Origin of the sequence: Haloferax sulfurifontis ATCC BAA-897, from assembly GCF_000337835.1 — an archaeon.
Lineage (GTDB): Archaea > Halobacteriota > Halobacteria > Halobacteriales > Haloferacaceae > Haloferax > Haloferax denitrificans.
Window position 1 is genome coordinate 128,037 of sequence record NZ_AOLM01000028.1, and the last position, 15,591, is coordinate 143,627.

The 15,591-nt window shown below is 68.2% G+C and carries 12 protein-coding genes; 8 read left to right on the forward strand and 4 right to left on the reverse strand.

Translation table 11 applies throughout. The features are described from left to right. The first annotated feature begins 91 nt into the window (after window positions 1-91). The 7 genes from C441_RS17630 to C441_RS17660 all read left to right on the forward strand — a co-directional run bounded on the left by C441_RS17630 (window position 92) and on the right by C441_RS17660 (window position 7,591). Window positions 92-730, forward strand: coding sequence for a helix-turn-helix domain-containing protein (locus C441_RS17630; protein WP_007276311.1), 639 nt, complete (start codon window positions 92-94; stop codon window positions 728-730). A 323-nt stretch (window positions 731-1,053) separates the two neighbouring features. Further along, window positions 1,054-2,292: an ABC transporter substrate-binding protein gene (locus C441_RS17635; protein WP_049920696.1), complete on the forward strand. Its 1,239-nt coding sequence runs from the start codon at window positions 1,054-1,056 to the stop codon at window positions 2,290-2,292. Further along, a complete protein-coding gene (locus tag C441_RS17640; protein ID WP_007276313.1) occupies window positions 2,289-3,218 on the forward strand; it encodes a carbohydrate ABC transporter permease in 930 nt (309 codons plus the stop codon). The genes C441_RS17635 and C441_RS17640 overlap by 4 nt, the downstream gene beginning before the upstream one ends. 1 nt (window position 3,219) lies before the next feature. Then, window positions 3,220-4,086, forward strand: a complete 867-nt coding sequence (locus tag C441_RS17645; protein ID WP_007276314.1) for a carbohydrate ABC transporter permease — start codon at window positions 3,220-3,222, stop codon at window positions 4,084-4,086. Continuing rightward, window positions 4,086-5,237, forward strand: coding sequence for an ABC transporter ATP-binding protein (locus C441_RS17650; protein WP_007276315.1), 1,152 nt, complete (start codon window positions 4,086-4,088; stop codon window positions 5,235-5,237). Before C441_RS17645 ends, C441_RS17650 begins: the two co-directional genes overlap by 1 nt. Further along, window positions 5,234-6,499 (forward strand): CaiB/BaiF CoA transferase family protein, encoded by a 1,266-nt coding sequence (locus C441_RS17655; RefSeq protein ID WP_007276316.1) that lies wholly within the window; start codon window positions 5,234-5,236, stop codon window positions 6,497-6,499. Before C441_RS17650 ends, C441_RS17655 begins: the two co-directional genes overlap by 4 nt. Next, window positions 6,500-7,591 (forward strand): LeuA family protein, encoded by a 1,092-nt coding sequence (locus C441_RS17660; RefSeq protein WP_007276317.1) that lies wholly within the window; start codon window positions 6,500-6,502, stop codon window positions 7,589-7,591. 53 nt (window positions 7,592-7,644) lie between these two features. Here C441_RS17660 and C441_RS17665 read toward each other — a convergent pair whose 3' ends face one another. The 3 genes from C441_RS17665 to C441_RS17675 form a co-directional block, all read right to left on the reverse strand. Beyond that, window positions 7,645-8,373, reverse strand: a complete 729-nt coding sequence (locus C441_RS17665; protein ID WP_007276318.1) for a cob(I)yrinic acid a,c-diamide adenosyltransferase — start codon at window positions 8,371-8,373, stop codon at window positions 7,645-7,647. Window positions 8,374-8,442: 69 nt separating this feature from the next. Next, entirely contained in the window at window positions 8,443-9,771 is a 1,329-nt protein-coding gene (locus C441_RS17670; protein ID WP_007276319.1) for a cobyrinic acid a,c-diamide synthase, read from the reverse strand. Window positions 9,772-9,939: 168 nt separating this feature from the next. Next, window positions 9,940-10,953, reverse strand: a complete 1,014-nt coding sequence (locus C441_RS17675) for an AIR synthase family protein (protein ID WP_007276320.1) — start codon at window positions 10,951-10,953, stop codon at window positions 9,940-9,942. A 90-nt stretch (window positions 10,954-11,043) separates the two neighbouring features. Between C441_RS17675 and C441_RS17680 the strand changes: the two genes are divergently transcribed. After that, window positions 11,044-12,099 carry a pyridoxal-phosphate-dependent aminotransferase family protein gene (locus C441_RS17680; RefSeq protein WP_007276321.1) on the forward strand — a complete coding sequence of 352 codons (1,056 nt, stop codon included), beginning with the start codon at window positions 11,044-11,046 and terminating at the stop codon, window positions 12,097-12,099. A gap of 316 nt (window positions 12,100-12,415) precedes the next feature. Here C441_RS17680 and C441_RS17685 read toward each other — a convergent pair whose 3' ends face one another. Continuing rightward, the gene (locus C441_RS17685) at window positions 12,416-15,346 is read right to left on the reverse strand and encodes a GLUG motif-containing protein (RefSeq protein WP_239640854.1); all 2,931 of its coding nucleotides are present in this window, start codon (window positions 15,344-15,346) and stop codon (window positions 12,416-12,418) included. Window positions 15,347-15,591: the final 245 nt, after the last annotated feature.

Below are 15,591 nucleotides of genomic sequence, written 5' to 3' on the forward strand. Positions count from 1 at the left end.
CCCGCGGGCGACGTATCGGCGCAGTAGCCGTGGCCGAACCGGACCGTCTCGGACGCCCGTCTATCCCCGACAGCCGGAGGTCTCGATAGCGATGCTCCGCGCGACCATCCTCCTCGAACTGAACGAGGACTACGTGCTGTCGCACGTGAGCGACCTCGTCGACGGCCCGGTCGTCGTGACGAACTGCGAGGTGCTCGGCGAGACGGACATCCGCTTCGTCGTCGACGCCGGCGAGCACCGCGACGAGATGGCCGAGCGGCTCGCCGCCAGCGAGGTCGTCAGCGACCTCGAACTCGTCGGCGACGACCAACTGCTCATCACGAAGCGGTCGTCCGGCGCGCTCCCGATCATCCGCGAGAACCACGGGATGCTCCAGCGGATGAGCCAGTTCTACGGGCGCTCGCGCGTCTTCGACGTGGTCGTGTTCCGGCGGGCCGACCTCAAGGCAATCATCTCGGGACTCCGGTCGCTCGGGACCGTCGAACTCCGGCGGCTGAAACCCTTCGTCGGCCCCTCCACGCGGCTCTCGAAGCGGCAGGCCGAGGTCGTCGGCTACGCGCTCGAACGCGGCTACTACGACTGGCCGCGGGGCGTCACGGTCGAGGAAATCGCGGCGGCGTTCGAGGTGAGCAGGCCGACCGTGTTGGAACACCTCCGCCGGGCCGAAAAGAAACTCCTCAGCGACGCGCTCGCCGACGCGACGACGCCCGCGAACCCCGACAGCACCTGACCTCCGACTCCTCCCGGCTCCTCTCGACTCCTTCCGGTTCCTCTGGACTCCTCCCGGTTCCTCCCCGACTCCCACCGGTTCGGCCCCCAGCGCGCCGCGAGCCGGCTTTTAAGCGCCTAGTACACCTGAAATACGTCACCATACCTCCGAAAACCATTATAAAGAGCCAACAGGGGTAGGCACTACTCCCGTGCCCTCTACCAGTGTACGTATTGTTTGCAATTACCATGATAAATGGGAATCACTCACGCGGTGGCGACGGGCGGAAAACGCGCGGGTCGTCGCGCCGGACGTTCCTCGCGGCGGTCGGAAGCGCGGCGGCGGTGACGACGGCTGGCTGTCTGGGCGGCGGCGGTGGCGGCGGCTCCAACGAGCCGATTCGATACCTCTCGGACCGCGGCGACTCGAAGGACGTGATGGACGAGATTATCGCCGAGTTCGAAGAAGAGACAGACCACACGGTCGAGATGATTTACACGGCGAAGGGGACCTCCTCGGACGCCGAGATGCAGAAGATGGTCGCCGCGGGCAACCCGCCGGACCTGCTTTTCGACACCTCGACGGACGCGTATCGGCTCCAGCGAGACGGCGTCCTCGCGCCGGTCACGGGGGCCGTCCAAGATAACGACCTGCCCGACCCGGTCAACGTCGGCGGCGAGTCGTACTTCGCGGCCGCGATGGTCGAACCGCTCATGGGCTGGTACCGAAACGACGTGTACTCGGAGATGCCCGCGTCGTGGAGCGAGTGGATCGAGGCCGCCGGCGAGGTGTCGGCAAACGAGTCGATGGAGGGCTACGTCATCCAGTCGGGCCAGACGAACAACGCCGACACCCAGATGACGCAGTATCTCTGGCAGAACGACGTGGAGATTTACGGCGGCCCCTCCGACGGTATCGAGGTCAGACTCGACGACGGTGACAACCGCCAGGCGGCCGTCGAGACGTTCGAGTGGGTCCAGTCGATGGCCGAGTACTCGCCGAACGGCTCGGGGTGGGCGTGGGGCGACGCCATCGGCGCGCTCCAACAGGAGAACGCCGCGGCCATCGCCAGCGTCGGCGGCCTCCCCATCCTCACGATTCAGGCCAACCGCCCCGACCTCGTCGAGAACCTCAGTCCGATGCCCTTCCCCGTGCCGAGCGGGGCGGCACAGGACAAGTGGTGGTCGTACATGGAGGGCCACCTCGTCCGCAACGACGGCCAGAACACCGAGGGCGCGCAGGCGTTCGTGGACTTCTTCACGAGTTCGTCGCGCTTCTTCGACTTCGTGCTCTCCGCGCCGCTGTTCCAGTTCCCGCCGACGCGGGAGCAACTCGACGCCCCCGAGGTGACCGAAAACGAGGTCATCCAACAGCACCCCGACGTGATGGACCTCGTCCGCGACAACTGGGACGCCTTCACGAGCGTCCTCGCGACGGGCGACGACGGCGCGCCGAACATCGTCGCGGCCGACGCCTACAGCGAACAGCTCTTCGGACAGGCGGCTGACCAGCTTCTCGTCGGCGGGCTCACGCCCGACGAGACGGTCGACTGGCTGGCCGACCAGCTCCGCGGATTGCAATGAGTACGGCCCTCAAATCGCGGTTGGCGGCCGCCGGGTCGGCCATCCGGGAGCGCGACGTGGACGGCACGACGCTCCTGTTGGCGGCGTGTTTCGTCCCGATGCTCGCGTTCTTCGTCGTGGTCTGGGTCATCCCCATCGTCTACGCGCTCGGGATGAGCCTGCTCGCGTCGCCCGTGCGGAACCCCGCGTTCGTCGGCCTCGGCAACTACGCCGAACTGCTGGGCAACGGCGCGTTCTGGGGCTTCCTCTGGAACAGCGTCGTCTACGCGGTGGCGACGACGGGGCTGAGCCTCGTCATCGGGCTGGGGCTCGCGCTCGTCATCAACCAGCGCATCCGCGGCGGCGACGCCCTGCGGACGCTGATGATTTTCCCGTACCTCCTGCCGACGCTCGTTGTCATCTTCATGTGGAAGTTCATCCTCGACCCCAACATCGGGATTCTGAACCAGTTCCTCGTCGACGCCGGGCTCATCGACAAGCCGATAGCGTTCTTCTCGACGCTGGAGTTCGCCATGCCGGCGGTCGTCGTCACGAGCGTCTGGAAGTTCGCCAGCTTCGCCTTCTTCATCCTGCTCGCGCGCCTGCAAGCCATCGACCCCGACCTCTACGAGCGGGCGCGGGTCGAGGGCGCGACGACGTGGCAGGCGTTCCGCGACATCACGTTCCCGCACCTCCGCGGCGCGATTCTCATCATCCTCCTCGTCAGGGGCATCTGGATGTTCAACAAGTTCGACATCATCTACCTCTCGACCCGCGGCGGCCCGCTCCAGCAGACGACGACGCTCCCGATTCGCGTCTACCAACTCGCGTTCAGCGAGGTGAACTTCGGCATGGCGACGGCGCTTGCCGGCGTCATGTTCTTCCTCCTCGCCGGCGTCGCGGTGGTCTACTTCCGGGCGTTCGCGCCCGAACAGGAGGTGGCGTGAGATGGTGACGTCTTCCGGTCGCGGCCTCGTCTCCCACGACACCCAGAAGCGCCTCCAGCGGATCGCCGTCTACCTGACGGCGCTTCTCATCTCGGTGTTCACCGTCATCCCGGTGTACGTGATGGTGGTCATCGCCATCCAGTCGCCGGCGACGACGTTCGCCGGCGGGCGGGTGAACCTGCTTCCCACCGAGCCGTCGCTCCGGAACTTCCTCGTGCTCTTCGGGTCGACCGACACGGTCCGGTACTTCGTCAACAGCCTCGTGGTCACCCTCGGTTCGACCGTCCTCTCGACGACCATCGCGGTCGCGGCGGGCTACGGCCTGACGCGCTTCGACTTCACCGGGAAGTCGCTGGCGGCGCGGGCGGTGCTGTTCTCGTACATGTTCAGCCCCATCGTCCTCGCCATCCCGCTGTACGTCGTCTTCTCGACGCTCGGCCTGCTCAACAGCCACTTCGCGCTCACCCTCGCGCTGACGGCCATCTCCGCGCCGTTCTGCATCTGGCTGATGTGGCAGTACTTCCAGACCGTTCCCATCGCGCTCGAAGAGTCCGCGTGGGTCCGCGGCGCGAGTCGCTGGCGCACCGTCAGAGACGTTGTCCTGCCGGTCGCCCGGCCCGGCTACATCTCTGCGGCCATCTTCGCGTTCGCCGTCGCGTGGAACGACTTCACCATGGCGCGCGTCGTGATGAGCCGCGACGAGATGTACACCATCACCGTCGGCGCGTCGCTGTTCTTGGACCGCGTCAGCATCGGCTGGGGCGAGACGATGGCCGTCTCGCTTCTCATCTCGATTCCGCCGTTCCTCATCGCACTGTTCCTGCAACGATACCTCCTCCAGGGCTTCAGCGTTGGAGGCCTCGAATAATGGCAACCAGCATCCACCTCGACACCGTCAGAAAGGAGTTTCGCACCCTCGGAAACACGCACGTCGCCGTCGACGACCTCAGCCTCGACATCCCCGAAGGCTCGTTCACGACTTTCGTCGGCCCCTCCGGCTGCGGGAAGACGACGACCCTGCGCATGTTGGCCGGGCTTGAGACGCCCACCTCGGGCACCGTCTCGTTCGGCGACGAGGACGTGACCGACCTCCCGCCGCAGGAGCGCAACGTCTCGATGGTGTTCCAGTCCATCGCGCTCTACCCGCACATGTCCGTCCGCGAGAACATCGGCTACGGCCTGAAGATTCACGGCGTCCCGAAGGCCGAGCGCGACGAGCGCATCGACGAGGCCGCCGCAGTCCTCCAAATCGAAGCGCAGTTGGAGAAGATGCCCGCCGAGCTCTCCGGCGGCCAACAACAGCGCGTCGCCCTCGGCGGCGCGTTCGTGCAGGACCCCGACGTACTGCTTCTGGACGAGCCGATGTCCGACCTCGACGCGAAGCTCAAGTCCGACCTCCGCGTCGAGATTCAGCGACTCCACCAGGAACTCGACACGACCGTCGTCTACGTCACCCACGACCAGACCGAGGCGATGACGATGAGCGACCAAGTGGTCCTCCTCCGCGACGGCGAACTCGCGCAGGTCGACCCGCCGAAACGGCTGTTCGACTACCCGAACTCGGAGTACGTCGCGCAGTTCATCGGCATGCCCTCGACCAACGTCGTCGACTGCGCGGTCGAGGCCGGAGACGGCGGAACTGCGCTCGTCGGCCCCGGGTTCGAGCTTTCGCTTCCGGCCGGCGTCGACGTCCCGGCCGCCGGTCGCGTCAGGCTCGGCATCCGGCCGCAGTACCTCGACGTGGGCTCCGAGGGGGCGTGTCGGCTCTCGGTCGACGTGGAGGTCGTCGAGACCCTCGGGACCGAGTCCGTGGTCCACGGCCGCCTCGAAGACGGCACCCCCTTCGACGTGGTGAGCGACGCCGTCGACGACGCGGTCGCCGGCGACCGACTCGACGTGTCGTTCGACCTCGCCGACGCGTTCGTCTTCGGCGAGGACGGCGCGACGGTACTCTTCGGCTCCGAGCGCGCCGGCGAGCGTTCGTCGTCGCCGGCGGGGACGGGGGGCGTCACTCCATGAGCGGCGACAGCGCCGAGCGCGCCAAGAGCGCCAGCGCCGAGACTGCCGCGGACGCGACCGGCTCTGCGACCGCGTCGGAGACGTCCGGGCTCCCGCTCGACGGCGTGCGCGTCCTCGAACTCGGCCACATCATCGCCGGGCCGTTCTGCTCGATGCTCCTCGCCGACCTCGGCGCGGACGTCATCAAGGTTGAACACCCGAAGGGCGGCGACCTCATCCGCGGGTCGTCGCCGGTCGGAAACAGCTCGTTCAACTACGTCAACCGGGACAAGCGGAGCCTCACGCTCGACCTCAAGTCCGACGCGGCGCTCGACGCGTTCTTCGACCTGCTCGACGAGACCGACGTGGTCGTCGAGAACTACGCGCCGGGAACCGCCGAGCGACTCGGCATCGGCTACGAGCAGTTGCGAGAGACGCATCCGGGGCTCGTCTACTGCTCCATCAAGGGGTTCAACCCCGGCCCCTACGAGTCGTACCCCGCGCTCGACCCCATCGCGGAGGCGCTGTCGGGGCTGATGAGCGTCACCGGCCACGAGGGGATGCCCCCGGTTCGGTCGGGCACGAGCATCGCCGACATGGCCGCGTCGTTCTACGGCGCGATAGCGGTCCTCGGGGCGCTCTACCGCCGCGACCGGACCGGCGAGGGGTCGAAGGTGACCGCGCCGCTGTTCGAGTCCACCGTCTCGATGATGGGCTACTGGCTCGCGTACACCGAGGCCTACGACGACGTGCCGGGGCCGATGGGCGCGTCGCACCCCAACTGGGCACCCTACGACGTGTTCGAGACGGCCGACGACGAGTGGGTGTTCATCGGTCCCTCGGGCGAGCGCCAGTGGGCGGCGCTCTGCGAGGCGCTCGGGCTCGACCTCCACGAGGACGACCGGTTCGACACGCTCCCGGACCGCCGGGAGAACCTCGACGAACTCATGGACCTGCTCCGCGCCGAGTGCGAGACGCTCCCCGCGGCCGACCTCGTCGCCGGCCTGCGGGAGGTCGGCGTCCCCGTCGCCAAGGTGAACTCGATGGACGAGGTCGCGGAGGACCCCCACCTGCGGGCGACCGACTTCTTCACCGAGGTCGAGACCGCCGAGGGAACGTCGCGGTCGGTCAGCGTCCCGCGGTTCCCCGTCGTCGCCAGCGGCTTCGACCGCCCCGACTCGACCGACCCGCCGAAGCTCGGCGAGCACACCGAGGCCATCCTCTCGTCGCTCGGCTACGACGACGCCGACATCGACGCGCTCCGGCGCGCGGGAGGTGTCTGAATGGCCGCCGCGGAGCCAGTCCTCCTCGACGTGACCTGCCGCGAGGGCGAACAGCGGCCCGGCGCGTCCTACACGACGGAGCAGAAAGTCGCGGCCGTCCGCGCCCTCGACGACCTCGGCGTCGACTACGTGCAGGTCGGCTTCCCGATTGCGGGCGCACGGACCGGCGAGGTCTGCGACGCGGTCGACGTGGAGACGAAGCTGACGGGCATCGCCCGCGCCGTCCCGAAAGACGTCGAGGCCGCGGTCGACGCCGGCGTCGACGTCATCGACGTGTTCGCGCCGACCAGCGAGCGACAGCGGACCGAACTGCTCGGGAAGGACGAGGACGAACTGCGCTCGCTCGTCGGCGAGACGGTCGACGCCGCGGCCGAGACCGGGCTGGAAGTCCACTTCACCGCGATGGACGGCTTCCGGACCGACCCCGCGTTCCTCGGCGGCCTGTTCGACTCGATAGACGCGACGTACCTCACTATCGCGGACACCGTGGGCTCGAAGACGCCGTTCGAGGTGTCGTCGTTCCTCCACGACCTCGACGCCGACCCGACCCGCCTCGGCGTCCACTTCCACGACGACCTCGGCGTCGCCACGGCCAACGCGCTCACCGCGGTCGCCCACGACGTGCAGAAGGTGGACGTGTCGGTCGCCGGCATCGGCGAGCGCGCCGGCAACGTCCCCGTCGAGGAGTTCGTCGTCGCGGCCGAGACGAGTCGCGCCGTGAACCGCCCCGCGCTCGACCCCTCGACGCTCATCCCCCGGGCGAACGACGTGTTGACGGCGCTCGGCGAGTCGGTGCCGGCGGAGAAATCGGTGCTCGGGTCGGACGTGTTCTCTCACGAGTCCGGACTCCACACGGCGGCGATGCTGGACGACCCGGCGACGTTCGAGCCGTTCGACCCGGCGGCCTTCGGCGGGTCGCGGACGCTCTACTTCGGCCCGCAGAGCGGGACCGGCGCGGCCCGGCGGCTCTTGGAGCGCGTCGGCGACGACGACCCCGACGAGACGCGGGTCGCGGCGCTCGTCGAGACGTTACGGGCGCTGGACGAACCGGTTCCGACCGACGAGGCGCTGGACATCGCCCGTCGGCTCTGAGTCGGCGCTGTTTCGGCGCTCAGTCCGACGCTACGTCGGACCGGTCGACGCCCTCAGTACTCGGTCCCTTTTCTCGCGCGCTGGCCGGCGTCGATGGGGTGTTTCCCCTTTCGGACGTCGGTCACGAGGTCCGCGGCGTCGTAGATATAGGTCGGCTCCTCGTGGCTCCCGGTCAACACGAGTTCGAGATGCTCGGGCTTGCGCTCCACGAGGTCGAGCACGTCGGCCTCGTCGAGCAGTCCCATCGCCACGGCGTAGAGCATCTCGTCGATGATGAGGAGGTGAACGCCCGCTTCCGGCGGGCCGTCGAGGTCGAGCGGTGCCGAGAGGTCGGCGTCGGCCGCGGCGTCGACGACTTCGCGCGCCCGGTCGAGGCCGGCGGCGACCTGCGCCTCGTGGTCTGCGTCGTCGCTCCCGTCGGCCATGCCGGCCCAGCCGTAGTGGCCGAGGTTCTCGAAGGAGAAACCGGGCATCGCGTCGATGGCGTTGTACTCGCCGCGGACGGCCTCGACGGAGTCCGCGCCGCCCTTCAGGAACTGGAGCATGTGGACGCGGTAGCCGTGGCCGGCGGCGCGGAAACCCATGCCCATCGCGGCCGTGGTCTTGCCCTTGCCGTCGCCCCACCACACCTGCACGAGGCCGAAGTCGTCGGGCGCGGCGGGTTCGATGGCGGCCGCCTCGGGGCGGACGCCGCGGCCGGGCGTGTTCGCCCGGACCGAGTCGGGGGTGGTCTCGTCGTCTGTCTCGGGGGTTCCGTCGGGTGTGTCGGATGCGTCGGTCATCGTTGGGTTCGAAGTCGGGTGTCGCAGTCGGGTCGAAGTTGGTCGGTCGTCGGTCGGTGCTCGTCGCAGTCAGTCCGTCAGCCGCGAGACGAAGCGGTCGAACGCCCCGCTTTCGGGGTGGACGTGGGCGTAGGTTCCCAGCGTCCGGTACTCGGTGAGCCCCTCGCGGCCGTCGATACCGGTCCCGCGTTCCACGTCGAAGGCGAAGCGGGCGTCGGTCGCCGGGTCAGCCGACGAGTAGTGGAACTCGTGGCCGCGGAGCGTCTCGCCCGCGTCGGCGGTCAGCGTCCCGTCGGTCGCGCGGAGTTCGACGTGGTCGAGCGCTTGATAGCGCTCCCGCATCGTCACGTCGGCCGGGAGGATTCCGGCCATCTCGTGGGTGTCGCCGTCGGTCGTCGTCAGCGACTCGGCGAGCGCCATCAGGCCGCCGCACTCGCCGAACACCGGCAGGCCGTCGGCCGCGCGGTCGGCGAGCGCGGAGAGCGTCGGAGACGACGCGAGTTCCGCGGCGAACCGCTCTGGGTAGCCGCCGGGGAGGTAGACGCCGTCGCAGTCGGGGAGGTCGTCGCCGCCGACCGGCGAGACGTACGAGACTGCGCCGAGTGATTCCAGCCTGTCGAGGGTCGAGGGGTAGACGAAACAGAACGCCTCGTCGCGGGCGACGGCGACCGTCGGGCCGTCGGAATCCGTCGCTTGGGCCGCCTCGGCCCGAACGCCAACTTCGAACTCCTCGGTGTCCCAGCCGGGTTCCCGAGCCACCTCCGCGAGCGCGTCGGCGCGAATCCCGTCGGCCGCGGCGTCGAGCGCCTCGTCGGACAGCGGTGCCTCGTCGCCGAGGTGGAGGCCGAGGTGGCGCTCCGGGATTTCGAGGTCGCCGCTCGGCGGGATTCGGCCGAGATACGGCAGTTCCTCGGGGAGCGCGTCGCGGATACCCTCGGCGTGGCGGCCGCCGTGGGCGCGGGAGGCGATGACGCCGGCCACGTCGGCGTCGATGCCCATCCGGTCCGCGTAGGCCCGAAAGCCGTAGGCCGTCGCCGCGACGCTCTGCATCCCGGCTCTCGCGTCCGCGACGAGGACGACGGGGAGGTCGAGGAGAGCGGCGACGCGGGCGGTCGAGGTGTCGCCGTCGTACAGGCCCATCATACCCTCGACGACGCAGATGTCGCCCTCGCCGCGGGCGTAGGTCCGGCGCATGCCGTCGTCGCCTTCGAGCCACGGGTCGAGACTCCGCGACGGTTTCCCGACGACGGCGGCGTGATGCGAGGGGTCGATGAAGTCGGGGCCGGCCTTGGCGGGTTGGACCTCGTACCCCTCGCGTTCGAGCGCGCGGCACACCGCGAGCGTCGTGACGGTCTTCCCGACGCCGGAGGCCGTGCCGGCGACGACGACGCCTCTCATCTCGCCACCGCGGTCCGGGTCGCGGACGGCGCTTCCGAGGGGTCGCTCGCGGGGCGAGACGGGGGTTCGGCAGTCATATCAACAAGTGGAATTTCAGTAGTCAAAGTTGTATTGGGTTCAGCTGGGTCACCGCCGGCACCGTTCGGCGACTCGCGTCTCGCGTCTCGCTCAGTTCCAGAGGTCGTACATGTCGTCTTCGACGCCGTCGGCGTGGTGGGTTCCGTCGTAGACGACGCCCGGGTCCGCGTCCGGGGCTGTCTCCGCCTCAGCGCCCGCGTTCGTGCCGTCGCCCGCCGCTTCGACGGTTCCGACGACCGTCGCCTCGATGGCCTCGCGTTCGAGCGCGGCGAGCACGTTGTCGGCCTCGTCCTCGGGGACCGCCGCGAGGAGCGCGCCGGAGCCGAGAATCCGCATCGGGTCGACGCCCATCGCGTCGCAGAGCGCCCGCGTCTCGGGGCGGACGGGCACGTCGTCGCCGTCGACCTCGATGCGGACGCCGGAAGCGCAGGCGAGTTCGACCAGTCCGTTGAGGACGCCGCCCTCGGTCGGGTCGTGCATCGCGGTGGCGACGGGCGCGAGCACGGCGGACTCGGGCAGGACGCTGATGTCGTCGAAGAACCCCGCGGCGCGGTCGATGGCCGCGGCGTCGACGCCGGCGGCATCGAGGTCGGCGCGGAAGTCGGTGGCGAGGACGGCGGTGCCCTCGACCCCGGCCCCCTTGGTGAGAATCACCGCGTCGCCGGGTTCCGCGCCGCTCGTCGGGACGTACCGTTCGGTCGGCCCCATGCAGGTGAGCGAGAGGAGCGGACGCGAGAGCCCGGCGACCGTCTCGGTGTGGCCGCCGATGATGCTGATTCCGAGTCTGCTGGCCTCCGCGTCGAGTTGGGCGGTGATGTCGTCGAGGAGGTCCACGTCCGGTTCGGGGAGGAGGACGGTGCTCACGAGCCACTCGGGGACGCCCCCGCAGGCGGCCACGTCGTTGCTGGCGATGGCGACGCCGAGCGTGCCGATGCGCTCGGCGGCGAGCGAGATGGGGTCGGTGCTGACGACCATCGTCCCCTCGCCGGTGGCGACGGCGGCGGCGTCCTCGCCGTAGCCGGCCCCGACGAGCAGGTCGTCGTTGGGTGCCCCCGTCCGCGAGAAGACGTAGCGGTCGAGGTCCGCAGGTGAGAGTTTGCCCATACACGTGGCTGACGGCGAGGGCGCTTTTGTGCCTTCCCGTCCGCCGGCGGATGCCGTACTGCTAAGACGCTCTGTTCGTAACCGCAATCCATGCTGATGACACCCGGCCCCACGGCCGTTCCGCCGCGGGTCCGCGACCGACTGAGCGAGCCGATGCCGAACCCCGACATCGAGCAGTCCTTCTTCGACACCTACGACGGGGTCTGCGAGAAGCTTCAGCGCGTCTACGACACCGACGACGACGTGGTCGTCATGGGCGGCGAGGGAATCCTCGGCCTCGAAGCCGCCATCGCCTCGACGGTCGCCCCCGGCGACGACGTGCTCTGCGTCTCGAACGGCCTCTACGGCGACGGTTTCGCCGACTTCGTCGAGAGCTACGGCGGCGAGCCGACGCTCGTCGGTGCCGACTACACCGACCCGCTCGACGTGGCTGGCGTCGAAGCCGCGCTCGACGACGGCGGGTTCGACGTCGCCACGATGGTCCACTGCGAGACGCCGACGGGCACGCTCAACGACATCGCGCCGGTGCTCGAACTCTGCCACGACCACGGCGTGCTGACCGTCGTCGACGCCGTCTCCTCGCTCGGCGGGACGCCCGTTCCGAGCGAGCACATCGACATCAACCTCGGCGCGTCCCAGAAGGCGTTTAGCTCGCCGCCGGGGCTGACGACGGCCGCCGTCAGCGACCGCGCGTGGGAGGTCGTCGAGGAGCGCGACCCCGACTCCCTCTACACGAACCTCCTCCCGTGGCGCGACACGAGCGAGGGCTTCCCGTACACCCACCTCGGCGCGAACGTCGCCGCCCTCGACGAGTCGCTGTCGATGCTCCTCGAAGAAGGGCTCGACGTCGTCTACGAGCGCCACGAGGCGGCCGCCGCGCACTGCCGCGAGCGCGGGGCCGACCTCGGCCTCGACCTCTACCCCGACGCCGAGCGGAGCGCCCCGACGGTGACGGCGTTCCACCTCCCCGGCGAGGCAAAGCGCGTCCAAGCGGAACTCGAAACCGACCACGACATCGTCGTCGCCACCGGGCTCGCCGACCTCGCCGACGATATCCTGCGCGTCGGCCACATGGGCTACAACGCCGACGTGGAGAAAGTCGACCGCGTGATGGACGCGCTCGAACAGACGGACACCGCGAGATAAGGGACAGTTCGTACGCAGCGGAACTGCTCAGTTACGCGGACCCAGTCGGTAGGGTAGGGTCGCTTCCGGTGCTGCTCGTCGTTCTCGGGGCAGTCGTCGCCACCGAGAGCCTCTCGGCGTACACGAGGGCGCTCGTTTGATGACGGGGAGGGGGAATTGAGGCGGCGGTACTGCGTGAACTCGAGAGCAGTCTGGCGATTCGCCGGAGCCGAGTGTTCCGCTTGAGCCCTCTCTTGCTGGCTCAGACCGGAACCAACGCCCAAGTCGGTTCCACACCGCAGCGTCTCGTCCGGGATTACAACGGCAGAGCACCGGCTCACGGTGAATCGGAGTCCTCTTTCGACCGGCTTCTAGCTCGTCGGACGACGACGGTCCCAATCAGCATCGCGAGTGCGGCAAGTCCAGCGCCGAACCCGGGTGCGTCACTGGATGTCGTGGCTGGCCCGTCGGTTGTGTCTATCGTGTTCGTCGTGTTCGATTCGGTCGTCGTGGTCGGCTCGTCAGTCGTGACCGCCGTGTCCGTCGTAGTCGTGACTGCGACTGGCGTCGCTCCGAGCACGAACGTCGACAGTCCTGGCGATGTGGCCTCCACCGTATACCGCGAATCGGTCTCCTCGACGACGGTTGTCGGTAGTTGGTTCCACTGCGTCGTCTCGTCGCGGTACAGCGCGACGGAGTCGGGGTCGAGGCCCGAGTCGGCGAGCCGTGATTTGCGGAGATTCACGGTGAATGTCACGTCTTCGATATCTTCGTCGGCAATCGTGTGGTCGACGGTAATCGCCCCCATCGACCGCGCTCCCGTTTCGGCGGTGAACGACTGCTCGGTCTCGCCGCTGCCGGCGTCGCCGGTCGTGATGTCGAGTTCGAAATCCGCGTCGTCGTCGATGTTCAGGTGCAGGGCGGTGAGCGATAGGTCGCGTTCGGTCTCGTCAGCACTGGTCTCGCCGAGTGAGATTTCGACCGGTTCGTCGGTCGAGGGGTCCGAGACGGCGACGCGCCACGTCCCCTCACTTCCCTCGGCTCCGGCGGTCACGCGAACGTCGGGGTCAGCACTGGACGACGAGGACGATGAAGACCACGAGCCACGGGCGTCGCCGACGCCGGTAACGGTGACCGTGATGGTTCCTGTGGCCAAGTCACCGCCGGCATCCGAAACGGTGTAGGTGAAGTTGTCTGTCGCGTTCTCCCCGTCATCGAGGGATTCGAACCGCCCGTTCGGGTCGTACCTCCAGCTTCCGTTCCCGTAGACGGTGAGTTTCGCTCCCGAGCCGAGCGTGAGGACTGTCCCGTCGCTGAACGTCGTGCCGTTGACCGCCGTCAGTGAGTTGCCAGCGCCGGTTGCGGTCCCGAGTTCGAGGAGGTCGACGCTCTCGCCGTCGGCAATCGAAAGCACGGTGTCCTCGCGAGTCGTTCGTGAGCCGTTGTCGGGTGCGAGTCGGGGTTCGGCAGCATCGACCACGGTGACGGTGATTGTCTCGGTGGTGGCGATACCGACCGCATCAGCCGCCTGCACGTCGACCACGTACTCGTTGTCTCCGTCGGCATCGGTCGCGTTCTCGAAGTCCGGTGTGCTGTCGAACGAGAGGACGCCGGAGGTGGCGTCGGCGCTGAATGCCGACCGGTCCGCCCCACCGACAAGCGAGTAGGTGACGCCGGTGTCGTTGCCGCGTCCGTCGGTGGCGTTCACGTCGGCTGCGATGACGGTGTTTTCGGCGACGGTCCAGTTCTCACCGGAGGCGAACGCCGGCGCGGTGTTGTCGATGGCGAACGATTCGCCGCCCGTATAGCTCCCGTCGGGACTCCCGGTTGCTCCGCCCTCGACCAGCGCGTTCCCGTCGGCGTCGGTGATACTGTCGTCGTCGACGAGGTCGACCCGGAGGTCGCCCGTGCCCGAGACGGTGTCGACGCTGACGGTGTAGCGGCCGTCAGCGCCGGTAACCGAGATGTCGCCGTCCCCGTTGGCCGTTGTCGCAGTCCCAGTCGTCGCAAGCGTGAAATCGCCGGCATCGACGCCGGTGACCGGCTCCGAGAACGTCACGGTGAAGTTCACGCGTTCGGCGGCGGTTGCCCGATCGTCCGGGTCGCGTCGGGTAATGGACTCGACGGCCGGCTTTGCGATACCCTGCGCTCGAAGCTGTGCCGTCCGGTCGAGACCCCGCAGTATCGGATAGCCATCCGTCGCCGCGTCCGTATCCTCGCTCTCGACCATCTCCCACGTGGTGGTGAAGTCGAGAGCCGACATGTTCGTCTCCGCGCTCTCACCCTGCATCTCGGGAGCGGGGGCGGTATCGGCCGTCGCTCCGAAGCCGTCGACTTCGGTCACCGTTATTGGGTCCCAGCCATTTCCATGGTTCACACTCGACTCGTTCGTCGTTCCCACGTCCCAATAGGACCGCTCCACGGTAACAGGACTAACAGCGGTGCCACCGACGATGCCACCGATACCCTGTGTCTCGTCGCCGATACTGAGTGCCCCGGTGGCGTACGAACGCTGAACCGTCCCCCCGGAGGCCATCTGGTAGGCCCCGAGCACCCCACCGACGTACCAGCTTCCGGAAACCGCGCCAGTGGCGTAGGAATCCGCTATCGTTCCGGTGGTGACGCCGACGAGCCCACCAACAGAAGCGCCATCGAAGCCGCCCCCCTCTCCGACGACGGCTCTCGCCGCGAAGGAGCGAGTAACCGTCCCCCGGTTGTAACCGACCAGTCCGCCGACCCAGTCGTCTGCACTACTGCGGTCCCCGTTGGCGTAGGAGCGACGAATCGTCCCGTCGTTCCGGCCGACTAAGCCGCCAACCCGCTCCCCCCCGGTGACCTCACCGGTGGCGTGGGAGTCCTCGACCGTCCCATTGTTAAACCCGGCGAGCTGTCCGACCCTTCTAGTGCCGGTGACGAACCCGCCCTCGAGGCCAACCGCTCTGACCGTTCCTCCCGGACCGACCTCGCTGAACAGGCCAACGGAGTATGCCCCGCCTCGGTTGATAGTCAGCCCCGAAATCGTGTGGTTGTCACCGTCGAAGATGCCCGTGAACTCATTGCTTTTGTTGCCAATCGGGTCGAACCCGTTGTTGCTGTCCCACGTCGAGGTCTCGCTCGCGTCGATATCTCGGGTCAAGATGTAGTTGTTCCCGAGGCCTCTGTCCTCGATACACTGGAGTTTGTCCAGCGTGTCGACCTCGTAGTACGGTTGCCCCGAAACGGTCTGAGCGGTCCACGAGATAGCGCTACACTGCGAGCCGTCCGGCATATCGGCGGCTGCGGCCCCGGAAAAGATCGTGACGCCGATACCCAACGAAACGACGAGGAGTGTTATCCCCACGAGTACGCGCCGACTGCCCGTCGCGCCCATCAGAGGCTCACTCCGTCCAACCCTCGACTGCGGCGACCGCGGTCGACGGCCGCCCGCAACGCGCTTTCATTCATATATTCAGTACGGCACAAATCGCAATTATAGTCATTGCCTGAGATGGTGTCTCACGGAGTGAGATTTCT

Coding starts and splice junctions, on each gene's coding strand:
- C441_RS17630 (WP_007276311.1), top strand. CDS start 92: ATGCTCCGCGCGACCATCCTCCTCGAACTGAACGAGGACTACGTGCTG.
- C441_RS17640 (WP_007276313.1), top strand. CDS start 2,289: ATGAGTACGGCCCTCAAATCGCGGTTGGCGGCCGCCGGGTCGGCCATC.
- C441_RS17645 (WP_007276314.1), top strand. CDS start 3,220: ATGGTGACGTCTTCCGGTCGCGGCCTCGTCTCCCACGACACCCAGAAG.
- C441_RS17650 (WP_007276315.1), top strand. CDS start 4,086: ATGGCAACCAGCATCCACCTCGACACCGTCAGAAAGGAGTTTCGCACC.
- C441_RS17655 (WP_007276316.1), top strand. CDS start 5,234: ATGAGCGGCGACAGCGCCGAGCGCGCCAAGAGCGCCAGCGCCGAGACT.
- C441_RS17660 (WP_007276317.1), top strand. CDS start 6,500: ATGGCCGCCGCGGAGCCAGTCCTCCTCGACGTGACCTGCCGCGAGGGC.
- C441_RS17665 (WP_007276318.1), bottom strand. CDS start 8,373: ATGACCGACGCATCCGACACACCCGACGGAACCCCCGAGACAGACGAC.
- C441_RS17670 (WP_007276319.1), bottom strand. CDS start 9,771: ATGAGAGGCGTCGTCGTCGCCGGCACGGCCTCCGGCGTCGGGAAGACC.
- C441_RS17675 (WP_007276320.1), bottom strand. CDS start 10,953: ATGGGCAAACTCTCACCTGCGGACCTCGACCGCTACGTCTTCTCGCGG.
- C441_RS17680 (WP_007276321.1), top strand. CDS start 11,044: ATGCTGATGACACCCGGCCCCACGGCCGTTCCGCCGCGGGTCCGCGAC.
- C441_RS17685 (WP_239640854.1), bottom strand. CDS start 15,346: ATGCCGGACGGCTCGCAGTGTAGCGCTATCTCGTGGACCGCTCAGACC.